Source organism: Pseudomonas sp. GW822-FHT06D10 (genome assembly GCF_058799535.1).
This window is the reverse complement of record NZ_JBXALN010000002.1, coordinates 427323-446960: the sequence shown is the minus strand read 5'-3', so window position 1 is coordinate 446960 and position 19638 is coordinate 427323. Positions and strand designations below refer to the sequence as shown.

The following is a 19638-nucleotide window of genomic DNA, read 5'->3' as shown; positions in this document are numbered from 1 at the left end:
GTGGTCAGGCATTTCAGGCTTCGGCAGACGGAGCGTCGGCCTTGCGCGTAACGGCAGCGGCGGCCAGCTCAGCGGCTACGGCCGGAGCGCCCTTGCCATTGAGCAGGCGTGCCAGCACGTCCTGGACCACCGGGCTCTTGCCCACCACGCCCTCGATGGCCTTGCCCACCGACAGCGACTTGGCGAAGGAATTGAAGAAGTCGCCTTCGCCGCCGACGATCTCGATCTTGGCCTTGCTGAGGGCAGCCGACAGCACTTCGGCCTGGTCCTTGGCGATTTCCTTGTTGGCGGCGATGGCGGCCATCGCTTCCTCGAAGTTCTTCTCCAGTTGCATGCGGAACTCTTCGTGGGACCGCGCGCTGTCGCTGAGGGAGTCCAGGGCACCGAACTTCTTGCCCAGGCCTTCGGCCTCGGCGTTCAGGCGCTGCAGCAGCACTTCGGCTTCGGCCGAACCCAGGTCCTTGGTGGCCTTGGCCTTGGCCGCGCCCAACTGTTCTTCGCCACGGGCCTGGGCACCGAGCTTCTCTTCCATGACCTTGGCTTCTGCCAGGCCGTCCTTCTCTTTGGCAGCCGCCTGGGCTTCCATGATGCGGGCGTCGGCCAGGCCTTTTTCCTGCTCGCCACGGGCTTCGGCAATCAGCTGCTCGGTGCGTACGCGAGCCTGGGCCAGGCCTTCTTTTTCCTGGGCCGCTGCGGTGATTTCCAGCACCCGGGCATCGGCCAGGCCAGGCGCGGCGCGCTCGGCTTCCAGGCCTTCGGCCAGGCGTTTCTTGGCTTCGGCCTGCTTGGCCGCGGCTTCCAGTTCGGCCTGGGCCAGGTTGTTGATTTCCACGGCCTTGTGCTTGGAACGGGTCTCGTCGGCTTCGGCCTGCTTCACCTGGCGCACCAGGTCCTGCTCGGCTTCGGCCTGGGCCTGGATCACCACCACTTGCTTGGCGCGCTCGGCTTCGGAGACTTCGCGCACTTCCTTGATCCGCTCTTCCTCCTGGGCCACGGTCTTCTCCACCGCTACCCGCTCACGGATCACTGTGGCGATGTTCTTGCGCTGTTCTTCCAGAGCCTTTTCTTTCTCGATGCGTTGCAGTTCCACTTCACGCTCGCGGGCCACCACTTCCAGGTCCTTGGCGCGGGTGACTTTCTCGACTTCGATGACCACCGCACGCTGGCGGTTCTGCTGGGCCACTTCGACTTCGCGCTGATGGTTCTCGGTGCGCACGTCGATTTCCTGCTGGGACTGAATGCGTGCCTGTTCGGCCTTCAGACGCTCTTCTTCCTTGACCTTGGCAGTCTCGGCTTCCTCGCGAGCACGGATGGTTTCGATCTCGCGCTTCTGCCGGGCTTCGGCATCGGCCTGCTGGCGTTCGAGGGACAGCGAGGCTTCGCGGGTCTCGACGTTCTTCTTCTGGATCGCCAGTTCCTGGTTGCGCTCCAGTTCGTTGGTGATGACGTTCTGCGCCGCGGTCAGCTCGGTGATCTTGCGGATACCCTCGGCGTCGAGAATGTTGCTCGGGTCCAGGGAGTGCTTGGCGGTCTGCTCCAGGTAGTCGATGGCCACGTCTTCCAGCACATAGCCGTTGAGGTCGTTGCCGATGATCTCGATGATGCGGTCGCGGAAGTCCTGGCGGTTCTCGAACAGCTGGACGAAATCGAACTGCTTGCCCACGGTTTTCAGCGCTTCGGAGAACTTGGCGTTGAACAGTTCGTTGACCGCGGCGCGGTCAGAGGCACGGTCGACACCGATGGCCTTGGCCACCTTGAGCACGTCTTCCTGGGTTTCATTGACCCGCAGGTAGAAGGCCACGGTGATGTCGGCGCGCATGTTGTCGCGGCAGATCAGCCCGTCCTTGGCCCGACGGTCGACTTCCAGGGTGATCAGCGAGATGCGCATGAACTCCTTGAGGTGGATGACCGGGTACACCAGGGCACCGGTGAAATGCACCTTGGGGGTCGAGGACATGTCGTTGACAATCAACGCCGTGCCTTGGGGAACCTTGATATAGAAGGCCTTGAACAGGGCCAACAGGCCGAAGACCACCAGGACGACGAGGCCGATCCCGAGCAGGATGGGCAGCAGCGACGGTAAATTCATGCAATCAATCTCCTTTGATTCTTGAGGGAGCCCGGGCTCAGAGGCCGCGAAACTCGTCCTCTGTAATGACCCGATAGGCGTGTTGCGCCTCCAGATACTCCAGTAACACGACGCGATCGCCGCGTTTGAAAGCTCGTGCCTCATCGGCACGCACACGCAGGATCAGGCCCGCGCCGCCGTCCTCGAGCACGGCTTCGCCATGTTCCAGGGTGACTCTGCCGCTGCGTACCACAGCCGTCTGCCCCAGCACCGACTTGCTGCTGGTGGCCTCCATCTTGAGAAACAGCGGGCGCAGCGGACGACAGATCGTCGCGCTGATGGGCGCTGCCAGGAACAATGCGAGCACCGCCAGCAACAGGCCCAGGGGGTAGCGCAGCCAACCCAGGGGCAAGTGGCTGAGCACGTAGAGTTCGGCGAAATAGGTCAGGAACCAGCTGAAGAACATCAGCAGGGTCAGCACCAGGGTGACCGGCACCCCGTTGAGCTTGAACTTGATCAGTAGCCCGGCCAGGCCTTCGCCGGCGTGGGCACTGTCGAGCAGCGAGTCGGCCTCGAAGTCCAGCAGGTCGACTTCAAGCATGCCCATGGCCACCACGGCCCAGTAGATCACGGCCAGGCAGAGCATGAAGCTGAACAGCACTGTGGGGAACGACAACACTGTCTGCAGGAAGATTTCCATTGCTTTCCTATCCCTGAAAAAGCCGGGCAAGGCCAGGCGGCCCCGCCCCTACAACACAACGGTGAATCAGGACTTGCTACGGTCCTTGAGGCGCGCCAGCACACTGTCGGCGCTGGTGCTGCCGGCAACAATCCCGGCTTCACGCAGCTTGGCATCCAGGGCATCGTCCGGGCTGCTGGTATTGGCCAGCTCGGCCGCGGCGTCCATCTTTGCCGCGCGCTCGGCCTGCTTCTGCTTGATCCGCTCCAGGGACTCCACGGCGGTGTGCAGCTTGCTCTGGGAGCCGCCGTAGCGCTGGGCCACGGCCTGCTGGGCCTTCTGCACGCTTTCGGTGGCCTTGACGGTATCCACCTGTTGTTTCAAATGCTTGATATTGCCCTCGGCCTGGGTCACGGCCTTGCGCAACTGCGCGACGCTGGTGGCAAAACCATCGGCCTGCTCACGCTCCACGGCCAAGTCATTTTCCAGGTTGGCGATCTTTTGCGCCACTTCCTGGGCAAGGGTTTCGTTCCCCGCCTCCAGGGCCTTGAGGGCGTAGCTTTCATACTCGGCGACCTTGGCCGCGCTGCCGTTGGCGCGCTCGGCGGCGAGTTTCTGCCGGGCCATGATCTCGGCCAGGGCTTCCTTGGACTTGCGCAGCTCCTGATCGGCGTCGCGGATCTCCTGATCGAGAATCCTCAGGGCCTGGCTGTCCACCAGGGCCTCGCCCGCCTCATTGGCACCACCGCGCAGCGCGGTGAGCAGCTTGCTCCATACGTTCATGTGCATTCCTCCAGGTCAGGCCTGAGCCTTCAGGTAGCCTTCGTAGGCCTCGGTTGCCCTGATCACGTTGCTGGCCAGGGTTTCGATCTCGTAGAGCACGTTGGAGAGAATCGAGGTTGCGCTCAGGGCGCCGTACATCATGTAGTGGCGCTCACCGCCAAAACGGGTTTCCAGGCCGATGCTCGACAGCGGGAACAACTGGCGGCTGAGCAACACTTCCTCGTTGAACGCGGCCACATCGGTCACTTCGCTTTGCGGCCACAGCAGCGCCTCCACCAGGATCTGCTCGCCGGACAGGGCCACGAACAACGGCAGGTCGCCGTATTCGCGCATGGTCACGTGCAAGCTCGGCTCGGCACCCTCCAGCAGTTCAACGCTGGCTTCGCCACTGCTGAACAACTCGGTGGCTACCAGGGCCTGGCACAGCGATCGGGCATTCCAGATCTGCGGCATGCTCATTTCTCCATCCTTTTCCACAGGAGCCAGCCCTTCTGAGGGCTGACGCAGTTTGCGTTCAACCGCCAGCAACGCCTGGGCGTTCTCCGGCAGTATCCAGACTTCCTTTTTCACCAAGCCCTGATCACGCAGGCGCTGGCGGAATAAACGTTGGTAATGGGCTGAGGATTTGTTTTCCATGGCGCAGAGACTAAAACATCACATGTAAGGTTTTCAATTCATCACATGTAAAATTTACAGGCGACATTTGTAACAAGAAATATCAGGAAGATCGCTCGGCAAACAGCCGCAAGGCGTCCATCGCTGCATAGACCCTTTTACAGCTTTCGCAACTGCTCTTTTTTCAAGCGGCGTCATTAAACCCTGCCGCCCAATGGAATGAGAAGCACAATAATCCTTGGCCCGAGCGGGAAATAATCGGCAAAGGCAGGCGTCAGGCGCTGCCTTAATGGCGACCAATGGTCTAGGCTAGGCGGATTTTCCTGCCCAGCGGATGCCCCATGACCAGCCTCAGCAAGCCCCTCGCCGGATTGAAAGTGATAGAACTCGGCACCCTGATCGCCGGCCCTTTCGCCTCGCGCATCTGCGCCGAGTTCGGTGCCGAGGTGATCAAGGTCGAGTCACCCGATGGCGGCGATCCGCTGCGCAAGTGGCGCAAGCTGTATGAAGGCACCTCGCTGTGGTGGTTCGTCCAGGCACGCAACAAGAAGTCCCTGACCCTGAACCTCAAGCACCCGGAAGGCCTGGCGGTGCTCAAGCAACTGCTGGGCGAAGCGGACATCCTGATCGAGAACTTTCGCCCCGGCGTGCTGGAAAAACTCGGCCTGGGCTGGGACGTGCTGCACGCCCTGAACCCCAAACTGGTGATGGTGCGGCTATCGGGCTTTGGCCAGACCGGGCCGATGAAGGACCAGCCGGGCTTCGGCGCGGTGGGCGAATCCATGGGCGGCCTGCGCTACATCACCGGTTTCGAGGACCGCCCACCGGTGCGCACCGGAATCTCCATCGGCGACTCCATCGCTGCCCTGTGGGGGGTGATCGGCGCGCTGATGGCGCTGCGTCACCGCGAGGTCAACGGCGGCCAGGGGCAGGTGGTGGACGTGGCGCTGTACGAGGCGATCTTCGCCATGATGGAAAGCATGGTTCCGGAGTTCGATGTATTCGGTTTCATCCGCGAACGAAGTGGCAACATCATGCCCGGCATCACCCCTTCGTCGATCCACACCAGTGCCGACGACAAGCACGTGCAGATCGGCGCCAACGGCGATGCGATCTTCAAGCGCTTCATGCTCCTGATCGGCCGTGAGGACCTGGCCAATGACCCGGCCCTGGCCAGCAACGACGGGCGCGACACCCGCCGCGACGAACTCTATGGGGTGATCGATCGCTGGGTGGCGTCCCTGCCCCTGGAGCAGGTGCTGGAGCAGTTGAACCAGGCCGAAGTCCCGGCGAGCCGGATCTTCAGCGCCGAGGACATGTTCCACGACCCGCAATTCCTCGCCCGGGAAATGTTCCTCCAGGCCAGGCTGCCGGACGGCAAGGCCTTCAAGATGCCCGGCATCGTGCCAAAGCTCTCGCAGACTCCGGGCTCGGCCGACTGGGTCGGCCCCGAGCTCGGCGAACATTCCAGCGAAGTTCTGGCCGGCCTGGGCTACAGCAGCGAGCAGATCAAGGACCTGCGCAACTCTGGGGCAATCTAAGCTGAAACAGCCGTCTCACACTGCCCCCCCGCAACGGGCCCAGCGACGCCCGAGGCCAGGCCTTGGCCGGTTGACGATGGCGCTCGCGACTTGCCTGCTGTGGCTGCCCTGCGCCCCCGGCCACGCCGGCGAAATGCTCACCTGGCTGCTGCGCGACCTGCCGCCGCTGAATATTTTCGAGGGCCAGCAAAAAGATCGAGGAGTGGTCGACCTGCTGATGCCGCAATTGATTGCCAGCCTGCCGGAGTACCAGCACGAACTGGTACGGGTCAATCGCGCCCGGGGCATGCAGATGTTGCGCGACCCCAGCTTCACCTGTGATCCGGCGCTGATCTGGAACAAGGAGCGTGCGCAATGGGTGGCCTTTTCCATCACCAGCTTTCGAGTGCTGAGCAATGGCCTGGCGATCCGCCGTGCCGACCGTGAACAGATCGCGCACTTCATCCATGACGGCAAGGTCGACCTGCATGGCCTGCTCGACAGTGGCAAGGAACTGATCGGGGTGGTGGCCGAGCGCAGCTACGGGCAACAGCTCGACAACCTGCTGCAGCAGGTTGCTCCGCAGCAGATCCGCGCCCACTACGGCAACGACGCCCTGGGCAGCCTGCTGCAGATGCAGCGCCTGGGACGCCTGCAACTGCTGTTGGGCTACTGGCCGGAAATCCGCTACCAGGCCGTGCAGCAGGGCATGGACCCGCAGGATCTGGAGTTCTACCCGGTCGAAGGCACCAGCAAGTATCAGGAAATCCACGTCGGCTGCTCCGATACCCCGCAGGGCCGCAAAGCCATCACCCGGATCAACCAGGCCCTGCTCAAGCTGCGCGAGGAGCGACTGGTGGAGTTGTATGCCGCCTGGCTGGACCCCGGAATGCGCGATGAATACCGCGCCGATGCCCGGGCCTACTTCCAGGACCTGAAGGACCACTGACAAACGCCGGGCAAAAAGAAACCCCGAGAAGTGGGGAGACGACTCGGGGTTAAACGTGGTCTTTGCAGACCCGTACCAGCAGGCCACAAGCACCGGAGCACAATGCCTGATCCTGCTGATACTGAGTCTGACTGACGGGCCTGGCGGAAGGTTCCGTAAAATTTCAGATCAATTGCGCCGGGCGAACGCCTTGTCTTCGGCGGCATGGCGCAGAGCAGCGATCACGCAGGGTTCGAGCCGGCCTTCGGCGATCAGCACATCACGGTGCAGGCCGTCCACCACATCAGTGAGCAGGCGCTTGTCAGTGAGCTGGGCCCGATTGACCTCACGCTCCACCACGATGGCGCCGGCAGCATTCTTCAAGGTCACCAGGCATTCGCCCCGAGCCCCGCAAGGCGTCAGAGCAACCTGGTAAGGGCTCAGGGCCTCACTCAATAAAAGACTGATACTTTCCATCTAGATCACCACTCAATAGCTCGAATTAAAGGTTCGAAAACAAAAATGCCGGTAGCTTTCTGACATTCAAGTGACCATCGCTCAGAAAAGAAAGTTCGCCACACCTACTGCTGCCGACCTGAGTCAACCGAGCATGCACGGGTAATATGACAGCTGAAAAACGGCCGACCAGGCGCAAACAACGCCGCCCTTGCATTGGAGCTCAGCTTTGAAAGCAACGACGAACAACAAATTGCGCATCATCCTTGCCGACGACCACCCGATCTTCCTCATTGGCCTGCGCGCCGTCCTGGAACAGGACGACAGCCTGGCCATCGTCGGCGAGGCCAGCTCGCCCTCCGCCCTGGCGCAACTGATGCAGGAGATCGAATGCGATGTGCTGGTGACGGATTTCATGATGCCAGCCGAACAGCAGAACGACGGCCTGCGCCTGATCGAACAGCTGCGCCGCCGCCACCCCGACCTGCCCATCGTGGTGGTGACCATGCTCAACCACCCCGGGCTGTTCCGCTCGATCCTCGATCTGGGAGTGAGGGGCCTGCTGAGCAAGGCCAGCCTGGCGGACGAGCTGCCGACCGCCATCGCCCGGGCGCGGCAACACAAGCCCTACATCGCCCAGGCCATCAAGCAGGCCCTGAGCCTGGCCGGCGAAGTGGGGCCGGACCGCCTGGTTTCCAGCGATCAGTTGTCGCCGCGGGAGCTGGAAGTGATCCGCCTGTTGGCCGCTGGCCATGCGGTCGGGGAAATTGCCGCGCAACTCAACCGCAGCAAGCAGACCGTCAGTGCGCAGAAGGTCAGTGCCATGCGCAAGCTCGGCCTGTCCAGCGAAGCCGCGCTGTACATCTACGTGCAGGAGCACGGGCTGTCCTAGGCACACAGGCCCTCAGCGCCAGCCCCCTCAGCACCCCGGTCCAGCGCCTGCGCCAGCCACTGGCGCATCTGGGCAGCGCTCATCGGCCCGGCCAGGAAGCAGCCCTGCAGATGGGCCGCCCCCAGGGCCTTGGCCGCCTTATAGTCGGCCTCGCTCTCGATTCCGGCCACCACCACTCCCAGGGACATGCGCCGGGCCATGTTCATCGCCCCACCGACCAGGGCCACCTTGCGCTCGTCGGCCGCCATGCCCGCCACGAACACCGGGGGAATCTTCAACTCGGTAAAGGGCAGTTCCAACAGGCGCTGCAGGCTGGTGCCGCCGATGCCGAAGTCGCCGATGGACAATTTGCAGCCGATCATCCGCAGACGCAGCAGCGCCTCCACATGGGCGGTATCGGTCTGTAGCCGGGTGGTGTCGATGATTTCCAGGGTCAGCAGCCGGGCGGGCACTTCGAAACGCCTGAGCAAGGCCTCCAACTGACGGGGAAACAGCGGCCGTTCAAGGATGCCGATGGGAATGTTCACTGCCACCGGCAACGAATGGCCCATCACCAGCTTCACCCCGGCCGCCAGCTCCAGGGCCTGTTCCAGCATGTGCCAGGTAAAGATCTCCTGCAGGCCGGCGAACTCGATCAATGGCAGAAACTCCCCGGGCATCAGCAGCCCGCGTTCGGGGTGCTGCCAGCGGGCCAGGGCCTCGACCCCCTGGAGCTCGCCGTGGGGCTGGATGACCGGCTGGAAATGCGCCACGCCGTGGCCCAGGATCGCCGCCAGCCCTTCCTCCTGGGTGACGCTGTCGAGGGAAAACGGCTCCAGCCCGAGCAAGTCCCGCAGCAACGCCTGGTCCGGCGCCGGCGCCCCCTGCCTGGAGTGCTGCTGGTAGGCGGTGAGCAAGTCGCCGATCACCGCCACCGAGGCCGGCTTGGGCAGGCAGCCCAGCACTTTCAGGCCCAGCTCCCGGGCCATGCCGGCCGCCCCCTCCAGCACATCCTCTTCAGCATCGCTGAGGATGATCAGCGCCCGGGCCCGCTCCTGGCGGGCCAGGTCACGGATCAACTCCAGCCCGTCGGCCTGCTCCAGGTACAGGTCGCAGATGGCGATATCCACCGGCCCCTTGCTGTCCAGCGAACGCCGCGCGGCCTCGACACTCTCGGCGGTCAGCACATTGAACACGCCATTGGCGTTGAGCATCTGGTGCAGGGCCATCAGCTGGAACGAGTTATCTTCGAGAATCAGCACTTTAAGCGAATGCATGGGGCAACCTCCGGTACGACGTGCGTGGCAAGTATCCACAACGAGCCGGCAGGTTAATCAGACAATTCCTACGCACACATAGGACAAGTCTTAATCATCCAGGACAGCCTGGATATCACTGCGCAAGCTGGCGATGACCTCCAGCAACAATGGCCAATGACGATCGATGGCCTCGTCCTGGCGCCCCTTGACCAGCCCCTCGAGCTCGATACAGGCCCTGGCCAGGGGCAGGGCATCGATCAGGCAGCACACGCCCTTGAGCCGATGCAGGGTACCCCCTAGGCGTTCCCGGTCGCGGGCCTGGTGCGCCGCTTCCAGCGCCTGCTGCTCCTCGGCGAGGTTGCGCAACAACTCGTGCAGCATGCGTTGCAGCACCTGGTCGTCGGCCTGGGTCATGCTGCGCAAGGTCTGGATGTTGAAGGATGGCGGCGGCAGGAAGCGCGCCAGGGCCTGGGCCAACTGATCCAGGGTTACCGGCTTGACCAGCAGTTGATCCATTCCGGCCTCCTCGCAGCGCTCGCGCTCGTCTTCGAAGGCATTGGCGGTGCAGCCGATCACCGGACAACGCCCGCGCCCTTCCTGTGCCTCGGCCTGGCGTATCGCCTCGGCCAGGGCGTAGCCGCTCATCTCCGGCATGTTGCAGTCGGTCATCACCACGTCGAAGGTGCCGCCACGCCATTGCTGCAACGCCTCCCGGGCATTGTCACAGGCCACTACCCGGTGCCCGAGGAACATCAGTTGCTGGCACAGGACCATGCGGTTGGCGCTCAAGTCATCCACCACCAGCACCTCCATGCTCCGGCTCGGCGGACGTTCCTGCGTCGACGCCGGCCCAGACTCGAAATCGTCACTGACCCGCTCCAGGTACAACTCCAGCGACACCACAGTGCCGACCCCAGGCTCGCTGAGCAGGTGAATCCGCCCGCCCATCAGCTCCACCAGTTGCCGGCAGATACTCAGCCCCAGCCCCGTGCCGCCGTAGGCTGACGAGGTCATGGCATCGGCCTGGACAAAGGGCGTGAACAGCTTGGCCTGCTGCTCGGCGCTGATACCGCGGCCGGTGTCCGCAACGCTGACGCGCAGGCACTCAAGGCCGGACTCGTCAGGCTGGCACTCCACCGTCATCCGCACCTCGCCCTGGGCGGTGAATTTCAGCGCGTTGCTCAACAGGTTGTGCAGTACCTGGCGCAGGCGCGCCGGGTCGAACAGATAACGGCCCTTGGCCCGCTCACTGAACACCAGCTGCAACTGCACGCCCTGGTTGCGCGCCGTGACCTCGAACAACTGCCGGATACTCTCGAAAAACGGCTTGAGGGCGGTGACCTGGGGCACCAGGTGCATATACCCGGCCTCGATCTTGGCCAGGTCCAGGCTATCGCCCATCAGGCCGATCAATTCCTGGGCAGACTGGTAAGCCACCCGCAGGGCTTCGGAAAAGGGCACGCCGCGCAGCCGCGCCTGCTCTTTCTCCAGCTCCAGCAGGCCAAGGATGGCGGTCATCGGTGTGCGGATCTCGTGGCTCATGGTGGACAGGAAAGCCGTCTTCGCCGCGTTGGCCTGATCGGCCGCCTGGCGCGCCTCCACCAGTTGGTTCTCCAGGCGCTTGCGCTCGGTGATGTCGATCCAGCCGCCCAGCAAGCCCTGCAACTGCCCTTCTGCGCTGTAGAACGGCACTGCCCACTGATAGACATCGATAGGGCCATCCCTGGACTCCACCTGTCGGTCGGCGAACACCGACTCACCGGAGGCCAGCAACTGCATGAACTCACCATGCAACTGCTGGGCGGTGGCCGGCGGCAGGATGTCCAGTTCGGTCAGTTGCCGCCCCTGGATCTGCGCCAGGCTGGTGCCCAATTGCTGTTCATAACTCTTGTTGCAGGTGATCAAACGCCCCTGCAGGTCGCGCACGAAAATCGGGTTGGGAATACCGTCGAGCAAGGCCCGCTTGAACACCAGTTGATCATTGAGCCGCTGTTCGGCCAGCAATCGCTGCTGGATCTGGCGCTTGAGTCGACTGTTCCAGGCCAGGGAAATCAGGCCGAACAGCAGCGCTGTGGCAATCGCCCAATACACCCAGTTCGGCACGCGCTGCCAGGCAGGCACCGGCACTGGCGTAGCCCCCAGCCATTTCAGGCGCAGAGCGCTGAGCTCCGCTACCGGCAAGGCTTCCAGTGCCTTGTTGAGAATGCTCAACAGCTCGGGCTGGTCCTTGCGCACGGAAAATTCGTCGGCCGACCAGGTGCCCTCGACACTGCGCCCTACCATCACCCCGGTCTCGGCCGGCCCCAGGGCTTGCACCTCGCTCTGGATAGTCGCCATGGCCTCGCCATTGCTGACCAGGGCCCGGGCCTCTTCATAGCTGGCAACGCTGCGCAGGCGAATGTCCGGGTAGTTGCGCCGGATAAAGCTCTCCAGGGTGTGCCGGGCCGGAAGCACCAGCACCTCCCCCGCCATCTGCCTCAGGCTGCTCAGGCGCCGGTCCTCGGGACGCACCACGAACACCCACGCCGCGCCGCCGAAGGCATGGGAGAAGTTCAGGAACAACCGCCGGTCGTCGCTGGCCGTGAGGGTGGTGTTCATCTGCGCCTGCCCGCTTTCCAGCAGTTCCAGAGTCTGGGCAGTAGTCTGGCTTTCCTTCTGCACGAAATGCAGACCGGTCATGCGCGAGATACGGTTGAGCAGATCGATATTGAGGCCGGTCCACTGGCCTTCCTTGTCCTTGAACACATGGGGCGGGTATTGCTGGGAGGCCACCACCACATGCTGGTGCTGGAGGATCCAGGCCTGTTCCTGGGCGCTGAGCTCGATCGGCTCGGCGAAGTTGCTCGCCCCAAGGCCAGTGGTCCAGCGTGCCTGGATTTCCCGGCGTATGGATTCATCGATGCTTTGCAGGGCCTTTTCCAGCAACTGCGCCAGCAGCACATTGCTGTCGCGGGTGGCGAAGGCAAAGCCGGTGGGCGGCAGGCGGCTTTCCACGTGGATCTGCAACCCCAGGTAGGGACGCAGGGCCTTGTAGGCGCGAACGATCACCTCGTTGCCGATGAAGGCGTCGGCATCCCCCTGCTTCACCGCTTCCAGGCCGCTGTAGAGGTTCGGTGAAAGCATGATCTGGCTGTCGGGATAGGCCGCATGGACCTGGGCGGCATTGGCGTAGCCGTCCAGCAGTACCACCTTCTTGCCCGCCAGGTCGTCACTGGGCTGCGGCTCGTCCCGACGCACCACGACCACCGCCAGGTCCGGCATGTAGTCACTGGTAAAACGCAGCCCCGGCGCCCCGCGCTCATAGCCGTTGGCACTGGTCAGCACATCGATGGCGCCGTTGCGCAGCGCTTCCACCGCCTGCTCGCGCTCGGAAAAGCCCACGACCTCCATGGACGTCCCCAGGCGCTCGCCCACCAGGCTCAGGTAATCGGCGCTGATGCCCTGGTAACGGTTACGGTCGCGAGTGATGTCGATGGGCTGGTAGTCATCGATGGAAATCCCCACCCTTAGGGTCCGGTGGCTTTTCAGCCATCGCTGCTCGGCGGGAGCCAGGGGCAAGGGGTCGAGATCGACAAAGGCCGGCACCAACTTGAAAGACAGGTTCTGAGCGGCGTAGGCAGGTGCCGCCCAAGCGAATATTGCACAGACCAGCACAGGCCCGCACAGCCAGCGCTGGACGGGCAGTTTCCGATAGGTTCGACGGCGAATCATCCGGGCCTCCCGACGTCTTGCGAGCCACACTCATGCCACTGGGGCAAGAAAAAACAAAGCCCGTCAGAAGACGGGCTTGTTAGTCGGCAAAGCCAATGAATCAGAGCGGCTTGCCACGATTGCCGTGCTGGCTGACAAAAGCCTGCACCGCTTTCAGGTCGTTGGCCAGGACCGTGCAGCGCTCTTCACGCTGGAACAGGTCGGACAGGTGCGCCGGCAGCTCCAGAGCCTTGCCGACACCGGCCTTTTCCACCGCATCCGGGAACTTGACCGGGTGCGCGGTGCCCAGGACCACCATGGGTGTATCCAGGCTGCGCCGGCATTCACGGGCGGCCTTGACCCCGATCGCGGTGTGCGGGTCCAGCACTTCGCCGGTCTGGGCGAAGACTTCGGCGATGGTTTCGCAGGTCTGCTCGTCGTTCACCGCCAGGGAGTCGAACAGCTTGCGCGCTTCGGTCCAGCGATCCTGTTCGACGCTGAAACCGCCGCCCTGCTTGAAGCTGTCCATCAAGGCCGCCAGGGCCGCGCCGTTGCGACCGTGCAGGTCGAACAGCAGGCGCTCGAAGTTCGACGAGACCATGATGTCCATGGACGGCGACAGGGTCGCGTGCAGGGTTTCCTTGACGTACTGATTGCCGCTCATGAAGCGGTGCAGGATGTCGTTGCGGTTGGTGGCGACGATCAGTTGGCTGATCGGCAGGCCCATGTTGCGCGCCAGGTAGCCGGCGAAGATGTCGCCGAAGTTGCCGGTGGGCACCGAGAACGCGATGGAACGTGCCGGGCCGCCCAACTGCAGGGCCGCGTGGAAGTAGTAGACGATCTGGGCCATGATCCGCGCCCAGTTGATCGAGTTCACCGCCACCAGGCGAGTGCCCTTGAGGAAGCCCTGGTCGGCGAAGCTGGCCTTGACCATTTCCTGGCAGTCGTCGAAGTTGCCTTCGATGGCGATGTTGTGGATGTTCTCGCCGAGGATGGTGGTCATCTGCCGGCGCTGCACTTCCGATACACGGTTGTGCGGATGCAGGATGAAGATGTCGACGTTGTCGCAACGCTTGCAGCCTTCGATGGCCGCCGAGCCGGTGTCACCGGAGGTGGCACCGATGATCACCACGCGCTCGCCGCGCTTCTCCAGCACGTAGTCCAGCAGGCGACCCAGCAGCTGCAGGGCGAAGTCCTTGAATGCCAGGGTCGGGCCATGGAACAGCTCCAGCACCCACTCGTTGCCGTTGAGCTGGCGCAGCGGCGCAATGGCGTTGTGGGAGAAGGCGCCGTAGGTTTCTTCAAGGATCTTCTTGAAATCGGCGTCCGGAATGCTGCCGGTGACGAACGGGCGCATGACCCGGAACGCCAGCTCGTGATACGGCAGGCCAGCCCAGGAAGCGATTTCTTCCTGAGTGAAACGCGGCAGGTTCTCCGGCACATAGAGACCGCCGTCGCTGGCCAGACCTGCCAGCAGCACATCTTCGAAATTCAGGGCCGGTGCCTGGCCACGAGTACTGATATAGCGCATGGGGACAAACCTTCGGTTTGAGCCTCAAGCCGCAAGCTTCAAGCCTCAAGTCAAAGCCGATCAGCTTCTGACTTGGCGCTTGCCGCTTGCCACTTGCGGCTGCTTCATTAATTCAAATGTTCGACGCGGATACGCACCACCGGGCCAACGACGCCCTGCAGGGCCTCCAGGGCGGTGATCGCATCGTTGATGTGCTGCTCCAGAACACGGTGGGTCAGCAGGATCATCGGCACCAGGCCGTCCTGCTCTTCCACTTCCTTCTGCATGATCGATTCGATGTTGATGCCGCGCTCGGAAAGAATGCTCGCCACCTGGGCCAGTACGCCCGGGTGATCCTTGGCCTGGATGCGCAGGTAGTAGGCGCTCTCGCAGGACTCGATCGGCAGGATAGGATGATCCGATAGCGAGTCAGGCTGGAACGCCAGGTGCGGCACGCGGTTTTCCGGATCACTGGTCATGGCGCGAACCACGTCCACCAGGTCGGCCACCACCGAGGAAGCGGTCGGCTCCATGCCCGCGCCGGCGCCGTAGAACAGGGTCGAACCGGCGGCATCGCCATTGACCATGACCGCGTTCATCACACCGTTGACGTTGGCGATCAGGCGATCGGCCGGAATCAGGGTCGGGTGCACCCGCAGCTCGATACCGGCCTCGGTGCGGCGCGCCACACCCAGGTGCTTGATGCGGTAGCCCAGGGCCTCGGCGTAGTTCACGTCGGCGGTGGTGAGCTTGGTGATGCCTTCGGTGTAGGCCTTGTCGAACTGCAGCGGGATACCAAAGGCGATGGACGCCAGGATGGTCAGCTTGTGCGCGGCATCGATGCCTTCGACGTCGAAGGTCGGGTCGGCCTCGGCGTAGCCCAGGGCCTGGGCTTCGGCAAGCACGTCTTCAAAGGTGCGGCCCTTCTCGCGCATTTCCGAGAGGATGAAGTTACCGGTGCCGTTGATGATCCCCGCCAGCCAGTTGATGCGGTTGGCCGACAGGCCTTCGCGGATCGCCTTGATCACCGGGATGCCACCGGCCACGGCGGCTTCGAAGGCCACGATCACGCCCTTCTCCTGGGCCTTGGCGAAGATTTCGTTGCCGTGCACGGCGATCAGCGCCTTGTTCGCGGTGACCACGTGCTTGCCGTTCTCGATGGCCTTGAGCACCAGGTCACGGGCCACGGTGTAGCCGCCCACCAGCTCGATGACGATATCGATTTCAGGGTTGGTGGCCACGGCGAAGACATCGTTGGTAATCGCAATACCGGTCGTTTGGAACTGCGGCTTTGGCGTACGGGTAGCAATCTGCGCTACTTCGATTCCACGCCCGGCACGGCGGGCAATCTCCTCGGCGTTGCGCTGAAGTACGTTTAGGGTACCGCCACCGACAGTACCCAGCCCACAGATGCCTACTTTGACCGGATTCACTCTGAACTCCCCATAAAACGGCCGACTCTAGGCCGGCCGTGGAATACAGCCGCAAACTGCGCGGCTCTCTATTAATGGCCCGCCGGCTTGGCCGGCGGGCCATGATCGTCAAAGGCTAGCGTGACGATGCAGGATTATTTCGCACCCAGGGCCAGTTTGGCGATCTGCGGTGCCGGCTGGTAGCCGGGAATCACCTGGCCATCGGCCAGAACGATGGCCGGGGTGCCGTTGACACCGATCGACTGGCCCAGGGCGAATTGCTTGGACACCGGGTTGGCGCACTTGGCGGCCTTGATTTCCTTGCCGTCGACCATCTTGTCCATCGCGGCTTTCTTGTCCGCCGAGCACCAGACCGCCTGCAGCTGTTCGTCACCCGGCGAGCCCAGGCCCTGGCGCGGGAACGCCACGTAGCGCACTTCCACACCCAGCTTGTTCAGCTCGGGCACTTCGGCGTGCAGCTTGTGGCAGTACGGGCAGGTGGTGTCGGTGAATACGGTGATGTGGGTCTTGGTCTCGCCAATGGCTGGATAGACCACAGTTTCCGCGACCGGAATGCCGTTGATCAACTTGGAAATGCCCAGGCGCTCGGTTTTTTCGGTGAGGTTGACCGGCTTGCCATCCTTGAGCTGGAACAGGTAGCCCTGGACCACGAACTGGCCGTCGGCGCTGGCGTACAGCACGCGGCTGCCCTTGAGCTTGACTTCGTACAGGCCACCCATGGGGCTGGCGGTAATGCTTTCCACAGGCGTTTCGAGCTGCAGGGTCTCGAGGCTCTTGCGGATGGCTTTCTCGGCACTGTCATCGGCCATGGCAAAAGTGCTGAGCAGCGCCAGGGAGGCGGCGGCAAAAATCTGGGTCAAGCGCATGGGAACTCCTGAAGGCGGGCAAATGGGCCACTCGCAGCGATCACCATGGCAACCGCTCGCAAACAGCCGTTTTGCAAACCGGCAAAGCCTATCACATCTGTTTGCCGGCACCGACTACGGGCGACGCAAAGCACGGCCCGGAAGGCAAATCAACCGCGCGGATGGTGCTTGGCGTGCAGATCCTGCAGCCGGGCGCGGGCCACATGGGTATAGATCTGGGTGGTGGACAGATCGCTATGGCCCAACAGCATCTGCACCACTCGCAAGTCTGCGCCGTGATTGAGCAGATGGGTAGCGAAGGCATGGCGCAAGGTGTGGGGCGACAGCGCCTTGCCGATCCCGGCGACCTTGGCCTGGTGCTTGATCCGATGCCAGAAGGTCTGGCGGGTCATCTGCTCGCCACGCAGGCTGGGGAACAGCACGTCGCTGGGGCGCCCGCCCAGCAGCTCGGCACGGGCATCACGCATGTAGCGCTCGACCCAGACAATCGCCTCCTCGCCCATGGGCACCAGGCGCTCCTTGCTGCCCTTGCCCATGACCCGCAGCACGCCCTGGCGCAGGTTGACCTGCTCCAGGGTCAGGCTGATCAGCTCGGTAACCCGCAGGCCGCAGGCATAGAGCACTTCGAGCATGGCCCGGTCGCGCTGGCCGATGGCCTCGCTCAGGTCCGGCGCGGCCAACAGCGCTTCCACATCCGCCTCCGACAGCGACTTGGGCAACGGACGCCCCAGTTGCGGCATGTCGATCTGCAAGGTGGGATCGATTTCAATCAGCTTTTCCCGCAGCAGATAGCGATAGAAACCACGCACGCCCGAGAGGAATCGCGCTGTCGAGCGAGGCTTGTAGGCTTGCTCCACGCGCCAGGCCAGGTGATCGAGGATCAGCTCGCGCCCGGCCCGCGGCAACTCCAGCCCCTGCTCCTGCAACCAGCCGTTGAACAACGCCAGGTCACTGCGATAGGCGTCGCGCGTGTTGTCGGACAGGCCTTTCTCCAACCACAGGGCGTCGAGAAAACGGTCGATCAGGGGGTGGTCGATGGCAGGCATAAAGACTCGAAAAGCGCGGCCCAGAGGCCAGGCGTAAAAAAATAGTGAACTGCGCGCAGGGTCGCTAGTCTTTCATAGCCAGCCATTTTCAGGAACAGGGTGCATTGATGAGTGAACAACAGATTCTACTGGCCTTCGGCGGCATCGGCGTGGCCGCGCTGGGCTGCCAGTGGCTGGCCTGGAGGCTGAAACTGCCGGCCATTCTCTTTCTGTTGCTCAGCGGCATTCTGGCCGGGCCGATACTGGGCTGGCTCGACCCGCAGGAGATGTTCGGCCCGCTGCTGATGCCCCTGGTTTCGCTGGCGGTGGCGCTGATCCTGTTCGAAGGCAGCCTGACCCTGCACCTCTCCGAGTGGCGCGAGATCGGCAGTGTGGTGCACCGCCTGGTGACCATCGGCGCGCTGTCCACCTGGGCCGTGATCACCCTGGCCACCCACTGGCTGCTGGGCTTCGACTGGATGCTGGCCCTGCTGTTCGGCACCCTGACCCTGGTCACCGGACCGACGGTGATCGTGCCCATGCTGCGGGTAGTGCGGCCCAAGGCTTCGATCGCCAATATCCTGCGCTGGGAAGGCATCGTCATCGACCCTATCGGCGCCCTGCTGGCAGTGGTGGTCTACAGCTTCATCATCGCCAGCGCCGAGGGCGCCGGCCTGAGCCAGAGCCTGCTGACCTTTGGCGGGGTGATCCTGTGCGGCAGTCTGTTCGGCATCGCCGGCGGCTGGGTGCTGGGCAGCATCATGCGCCGCCAGTGGCTGCCGGAATACCTGCACAACCTGGCAACCCTGGCGGCAGTGCTGGGAATCTTCATCGCTTCCAACCAGGTGATGCACGAATCCGGGCTGCTGGCGGTGACCCTGATGGGCATGTGGATGGCCAACATGAAGGGCGTGGATGTGCGGCACATCCTGCACTTCAAGGAAAACCTCAGCGTGCTGCTGATTTCCGGGCTGTTCATCCTCCTGGCGGCACGCCTGGACCTCAAGGCGCTGATAGCCCTGGGCCCGCTGGTGCTGATCCTGCTGCTGGTGATCCAGTTCATCGCCCGGCCACTGAACGTGCTGCTGTCCACGGCCGGGTCGAGCCTCAACTGGCGTGAACGCGCCTTGCTGGCGTGGATTGCCCCACGGGGGATTGTTGCCGCAGCGGTGTCGGCGATCTTCGCCATCCGCCTGGATGAAGCCGGTCATGAGGGGGCATTGCTGCTGGTGCCACTGACCTTTGCCGTGATCATCGGCACCGTGGTCCTGCAAAGCGCCACGGCTCGCCCCCTGGCGCGCCTGTTGAAAGTCGCCGAGCCGGCGCCCAGCGGCTTTCTCATCGTCGGCGCCAACGGCCCGGCACGGACCCTTGGCAAAGCCTTGCAGCAACTGGGCAGCCGGGTGCTGTTGACCGACTCCAGCTGGGAAAACATTCGCGCGGCGCGCATGGAAGGGCTGCCCACCTATTTCGGCAACCCGGCCTCGCAGCACGCCGATGCCCATCTGGACCTGGTGGGCCTGGGCCACTTGCTTGCACTCTCGCCCTCAGGAGAGCTGAACACCCTGGCCGCCATGCGCTTTCGCCACGACTTCGGCCACCAGCGCCTGTTCGCCCTGGCCAACAGCCAGGAAAGCCGGCGCACCGACAAGCACCGGGCCAGCCACGAACACCGCGGCCAGTTGCTGGGCAGCGAGGCCTTGACCTACACCAAGCTGGCCAGCCTGCTGGGCCAGGGCGCGGAGCTGTACAGCACCAACCTGACCGAAGCCTTTGGCTGGGACGATTACCAGGCCCTGCACGGCGAACGCGCCACCCTGCTGTTTGCCCGCGACAGTAGCGGCTGGGTGCATGTCGTCACCCCAGACAGCAGCCTCAAGCCGGCGGCAGGCTGGACGCTGCTGGCCCTGATCCAGCCCGAGTCCCTGTAACGCT

The 19638-nt window shown here is 63.5% G+C and carries 15 protein-coding genes; 4 read left to right on the top strand and 11 right to left on the bottom strand.

Features of this window, described 5'->3' with window-relative positions; translation table 11 throughout:
• Positions 1-13: 13 nt before the first annotated feature.
• The 4 genes from AC1RL5_RS07570 to bacA form a co-directional block, all read right to left on the bottom strand.
• Positions 14-2089 (bottom strand): flotillin family protein, encoded by a 2076-nt coding sequence (locus AC1RL5_RS07570; protein WP_011059462.1) that lies wholly within the window; start codon positions 2087-2089, stop codon positions 14-16.
• 37 nt (positions 2090-2126) lie between these two features.
• Positions 2127-2768, bottom strand: a complete 642-nt coding sequence (locus AC1RL5_RS07565; protein ID WP_011059461.1) for an OB-fold-containig protein — start codon at positions 2766-2768, stop codon at positions 2127-2129.
• Between the two features lie 66 nt (positions 2769-2834).
• Positions 2835-3530 (bottom strand): PspA/IM30 family protein, encoded by a 696-nt coding sequence (locus AC1RL5_RS07560; RefSeq protein WP_123577482.1) that lies wholly within the window; start codon positions 3528-3530, stop codon positions 2835-2837.
• Between the two features lie 15 nt (positions 3531-3545).
• Positions 3546-4166 carry a biofilm formation regulator BacA gene (gene bacA, locus AC1RL5_RS07555; protein ID WP_011059459.1) on the bottom strand — a complete coding sequence of 207 codons (621 nt, stop codon included), beginning with the start codon at positions 4164-4166 and terminating at the stop codon, positions 3546-3548.
• 320 nt (positions 4167-4486) lie between these two features.
• Here bacA and AC1RL5_RS07550 point away from each other — a divergent pair, with 320 nt between their 5' ends.
• Together AC1RL5_RS07550 and AC1RL5_RS07545 are read left to right on the top strand one after the other, a co-directional pair.
• Entirely contained in the window at positions 4487-5686 is a 1200-nt protein-coding gene (locus AC1RL5_RS07550) for a CaiB/BaiF CoA transferase family protein (protein ID WP_093404520.1), read from the top strand.
• Between the two features lie 76 nt (positions 5687-5762).
• Entirely contained in the window at positions 5763-6614 is an 852-nt protein-coding gene (locus AC1RL5_RS07545) for a TIGR02285 family protein (protein WP_065364568.1), read from the top strand.
• A 168-nt stretch (positions 6615-6782) separates the two neighbouring features.
• Here the strand turns inward: AC1RL5_RS07545 and AC1RL5_RS07540 are convergent, their stop codons facing one another.
• Positions 6783-7070: a DUF3509 domain-containing protein gene (locus tag AC1RL5_RS07540; RefSeq protein WP_011059456.1), complete on the bottom strand. Its 288-nt coding sequence runs from the start codon at positions 7068-7070 to the stop codon at positions 6783-6785.
• 208 nt (positions 7071-7278) lie between these two features.
• Between AC1RL5_RS07540 and AC1RL5_RS07535 the strand changes: the two genes are divergently transcribed.
• The gene (locus AC1RL5_RS07535) at positions 7279-7941 is read left to right on the top strand and encodes a response regulator (protein ID WP_093404523.1); all 663 of its coding nucleotides are present in this window, start codon (positions 7279-7281) and stop codon (positions 7939-7941) included.
• Here AC1RL5_RS07535 and AC1RL5_RS07530 read toward each other — a convergent pair.
• The 6 genes from AC1RL5_RS07530 to xerD form a co-directional block, all read right to left on the bottom strand.
• Complete coding sequence (locus AC1RL5_RS07530; protein ID WP_072451201.1) at positions 7938-9197, bottom strand: EAL domain-containing response regulator; 1260 nt, start codon at positions 9195-9197, stop codon at positions 7938-7940. The two genes, AC1RL5_RS07535 and AC1RL5_RS07530, sit on opposite strands and share 4 nt — an antisense overlap.
• Positions 9198-9287: 90 nt before the next feature.
• Positions 9288-12890 (bottom strand): ATP-binding protein, encoded by a 3603-nt coding sequence (locus AC1RL5_RS07525; protein ID WP_207239833.1) that lies wholly within the window; start codon positions 12888-12890, stop codon positions 9288-9290.
• Positions 12891-12990: 100 nt separating this feature from the next.
• On the bottom strand, positions 12991-14400 hold the full coding sequence (gene thrC, locus AC1RL5_RS07520; protein WP_011059452.1) for a threonine synthase: 1410 nt from the start codon (positions 14398-14400) through the stop codon (positions 12991-12993).
• Positions 14401-14507: 107 nt separating this feature from the next.
• Positions 14508-15812 (bottom strand): homoserine dehydrogenase, encoded by a 1305-nt coding sequence (locus AC1RL5_RS07515; protein WP_011059451.1) that lies wholly within the window; start codon positions 15810-15812, stop codon positions 14508-14510.
• Between the two features lie 134 nt (positions 15813-15946).
• Positions 15947-16678, bottom strand: coding sequence for a thioredoxin fold domain-containing protein (locus tag AC1RL5_RS07510; RefSeq protein ID WP_011059450.1), 732 nt, complete (start codon positions 16676-16678; stop codon positions 15947-15949).
• 149 nt (positions 16679-16827) lie between these two features.
• A complete protein-coding gene (gene xerD / locus AC1RL5_RS07505; RefSeq protein WP_011059449.1) occupies positions 16828-17724 on the bottom strand; it encodes a site-specific tyrosine recombinase XerD in 897 nt (298 codons plus the stop codon).
• Positions 17725-17831: 107 nt separating this feature from the next.
• On the opposite strand from xerD, the gene AC1RL5_RS07500 reads away from it, so the two are divergent.
• Positions 17832-19634, top strand: coding sequence for a cation:proton antiporter (locus AC1RL5_RS07500; protein WP_065364573.1), 1803 nt, complete (start codon positions 17832-17834; stop codon positions 19632-19634).
• Positions 19635-19638: the final 4 nt, after the last annotated feature.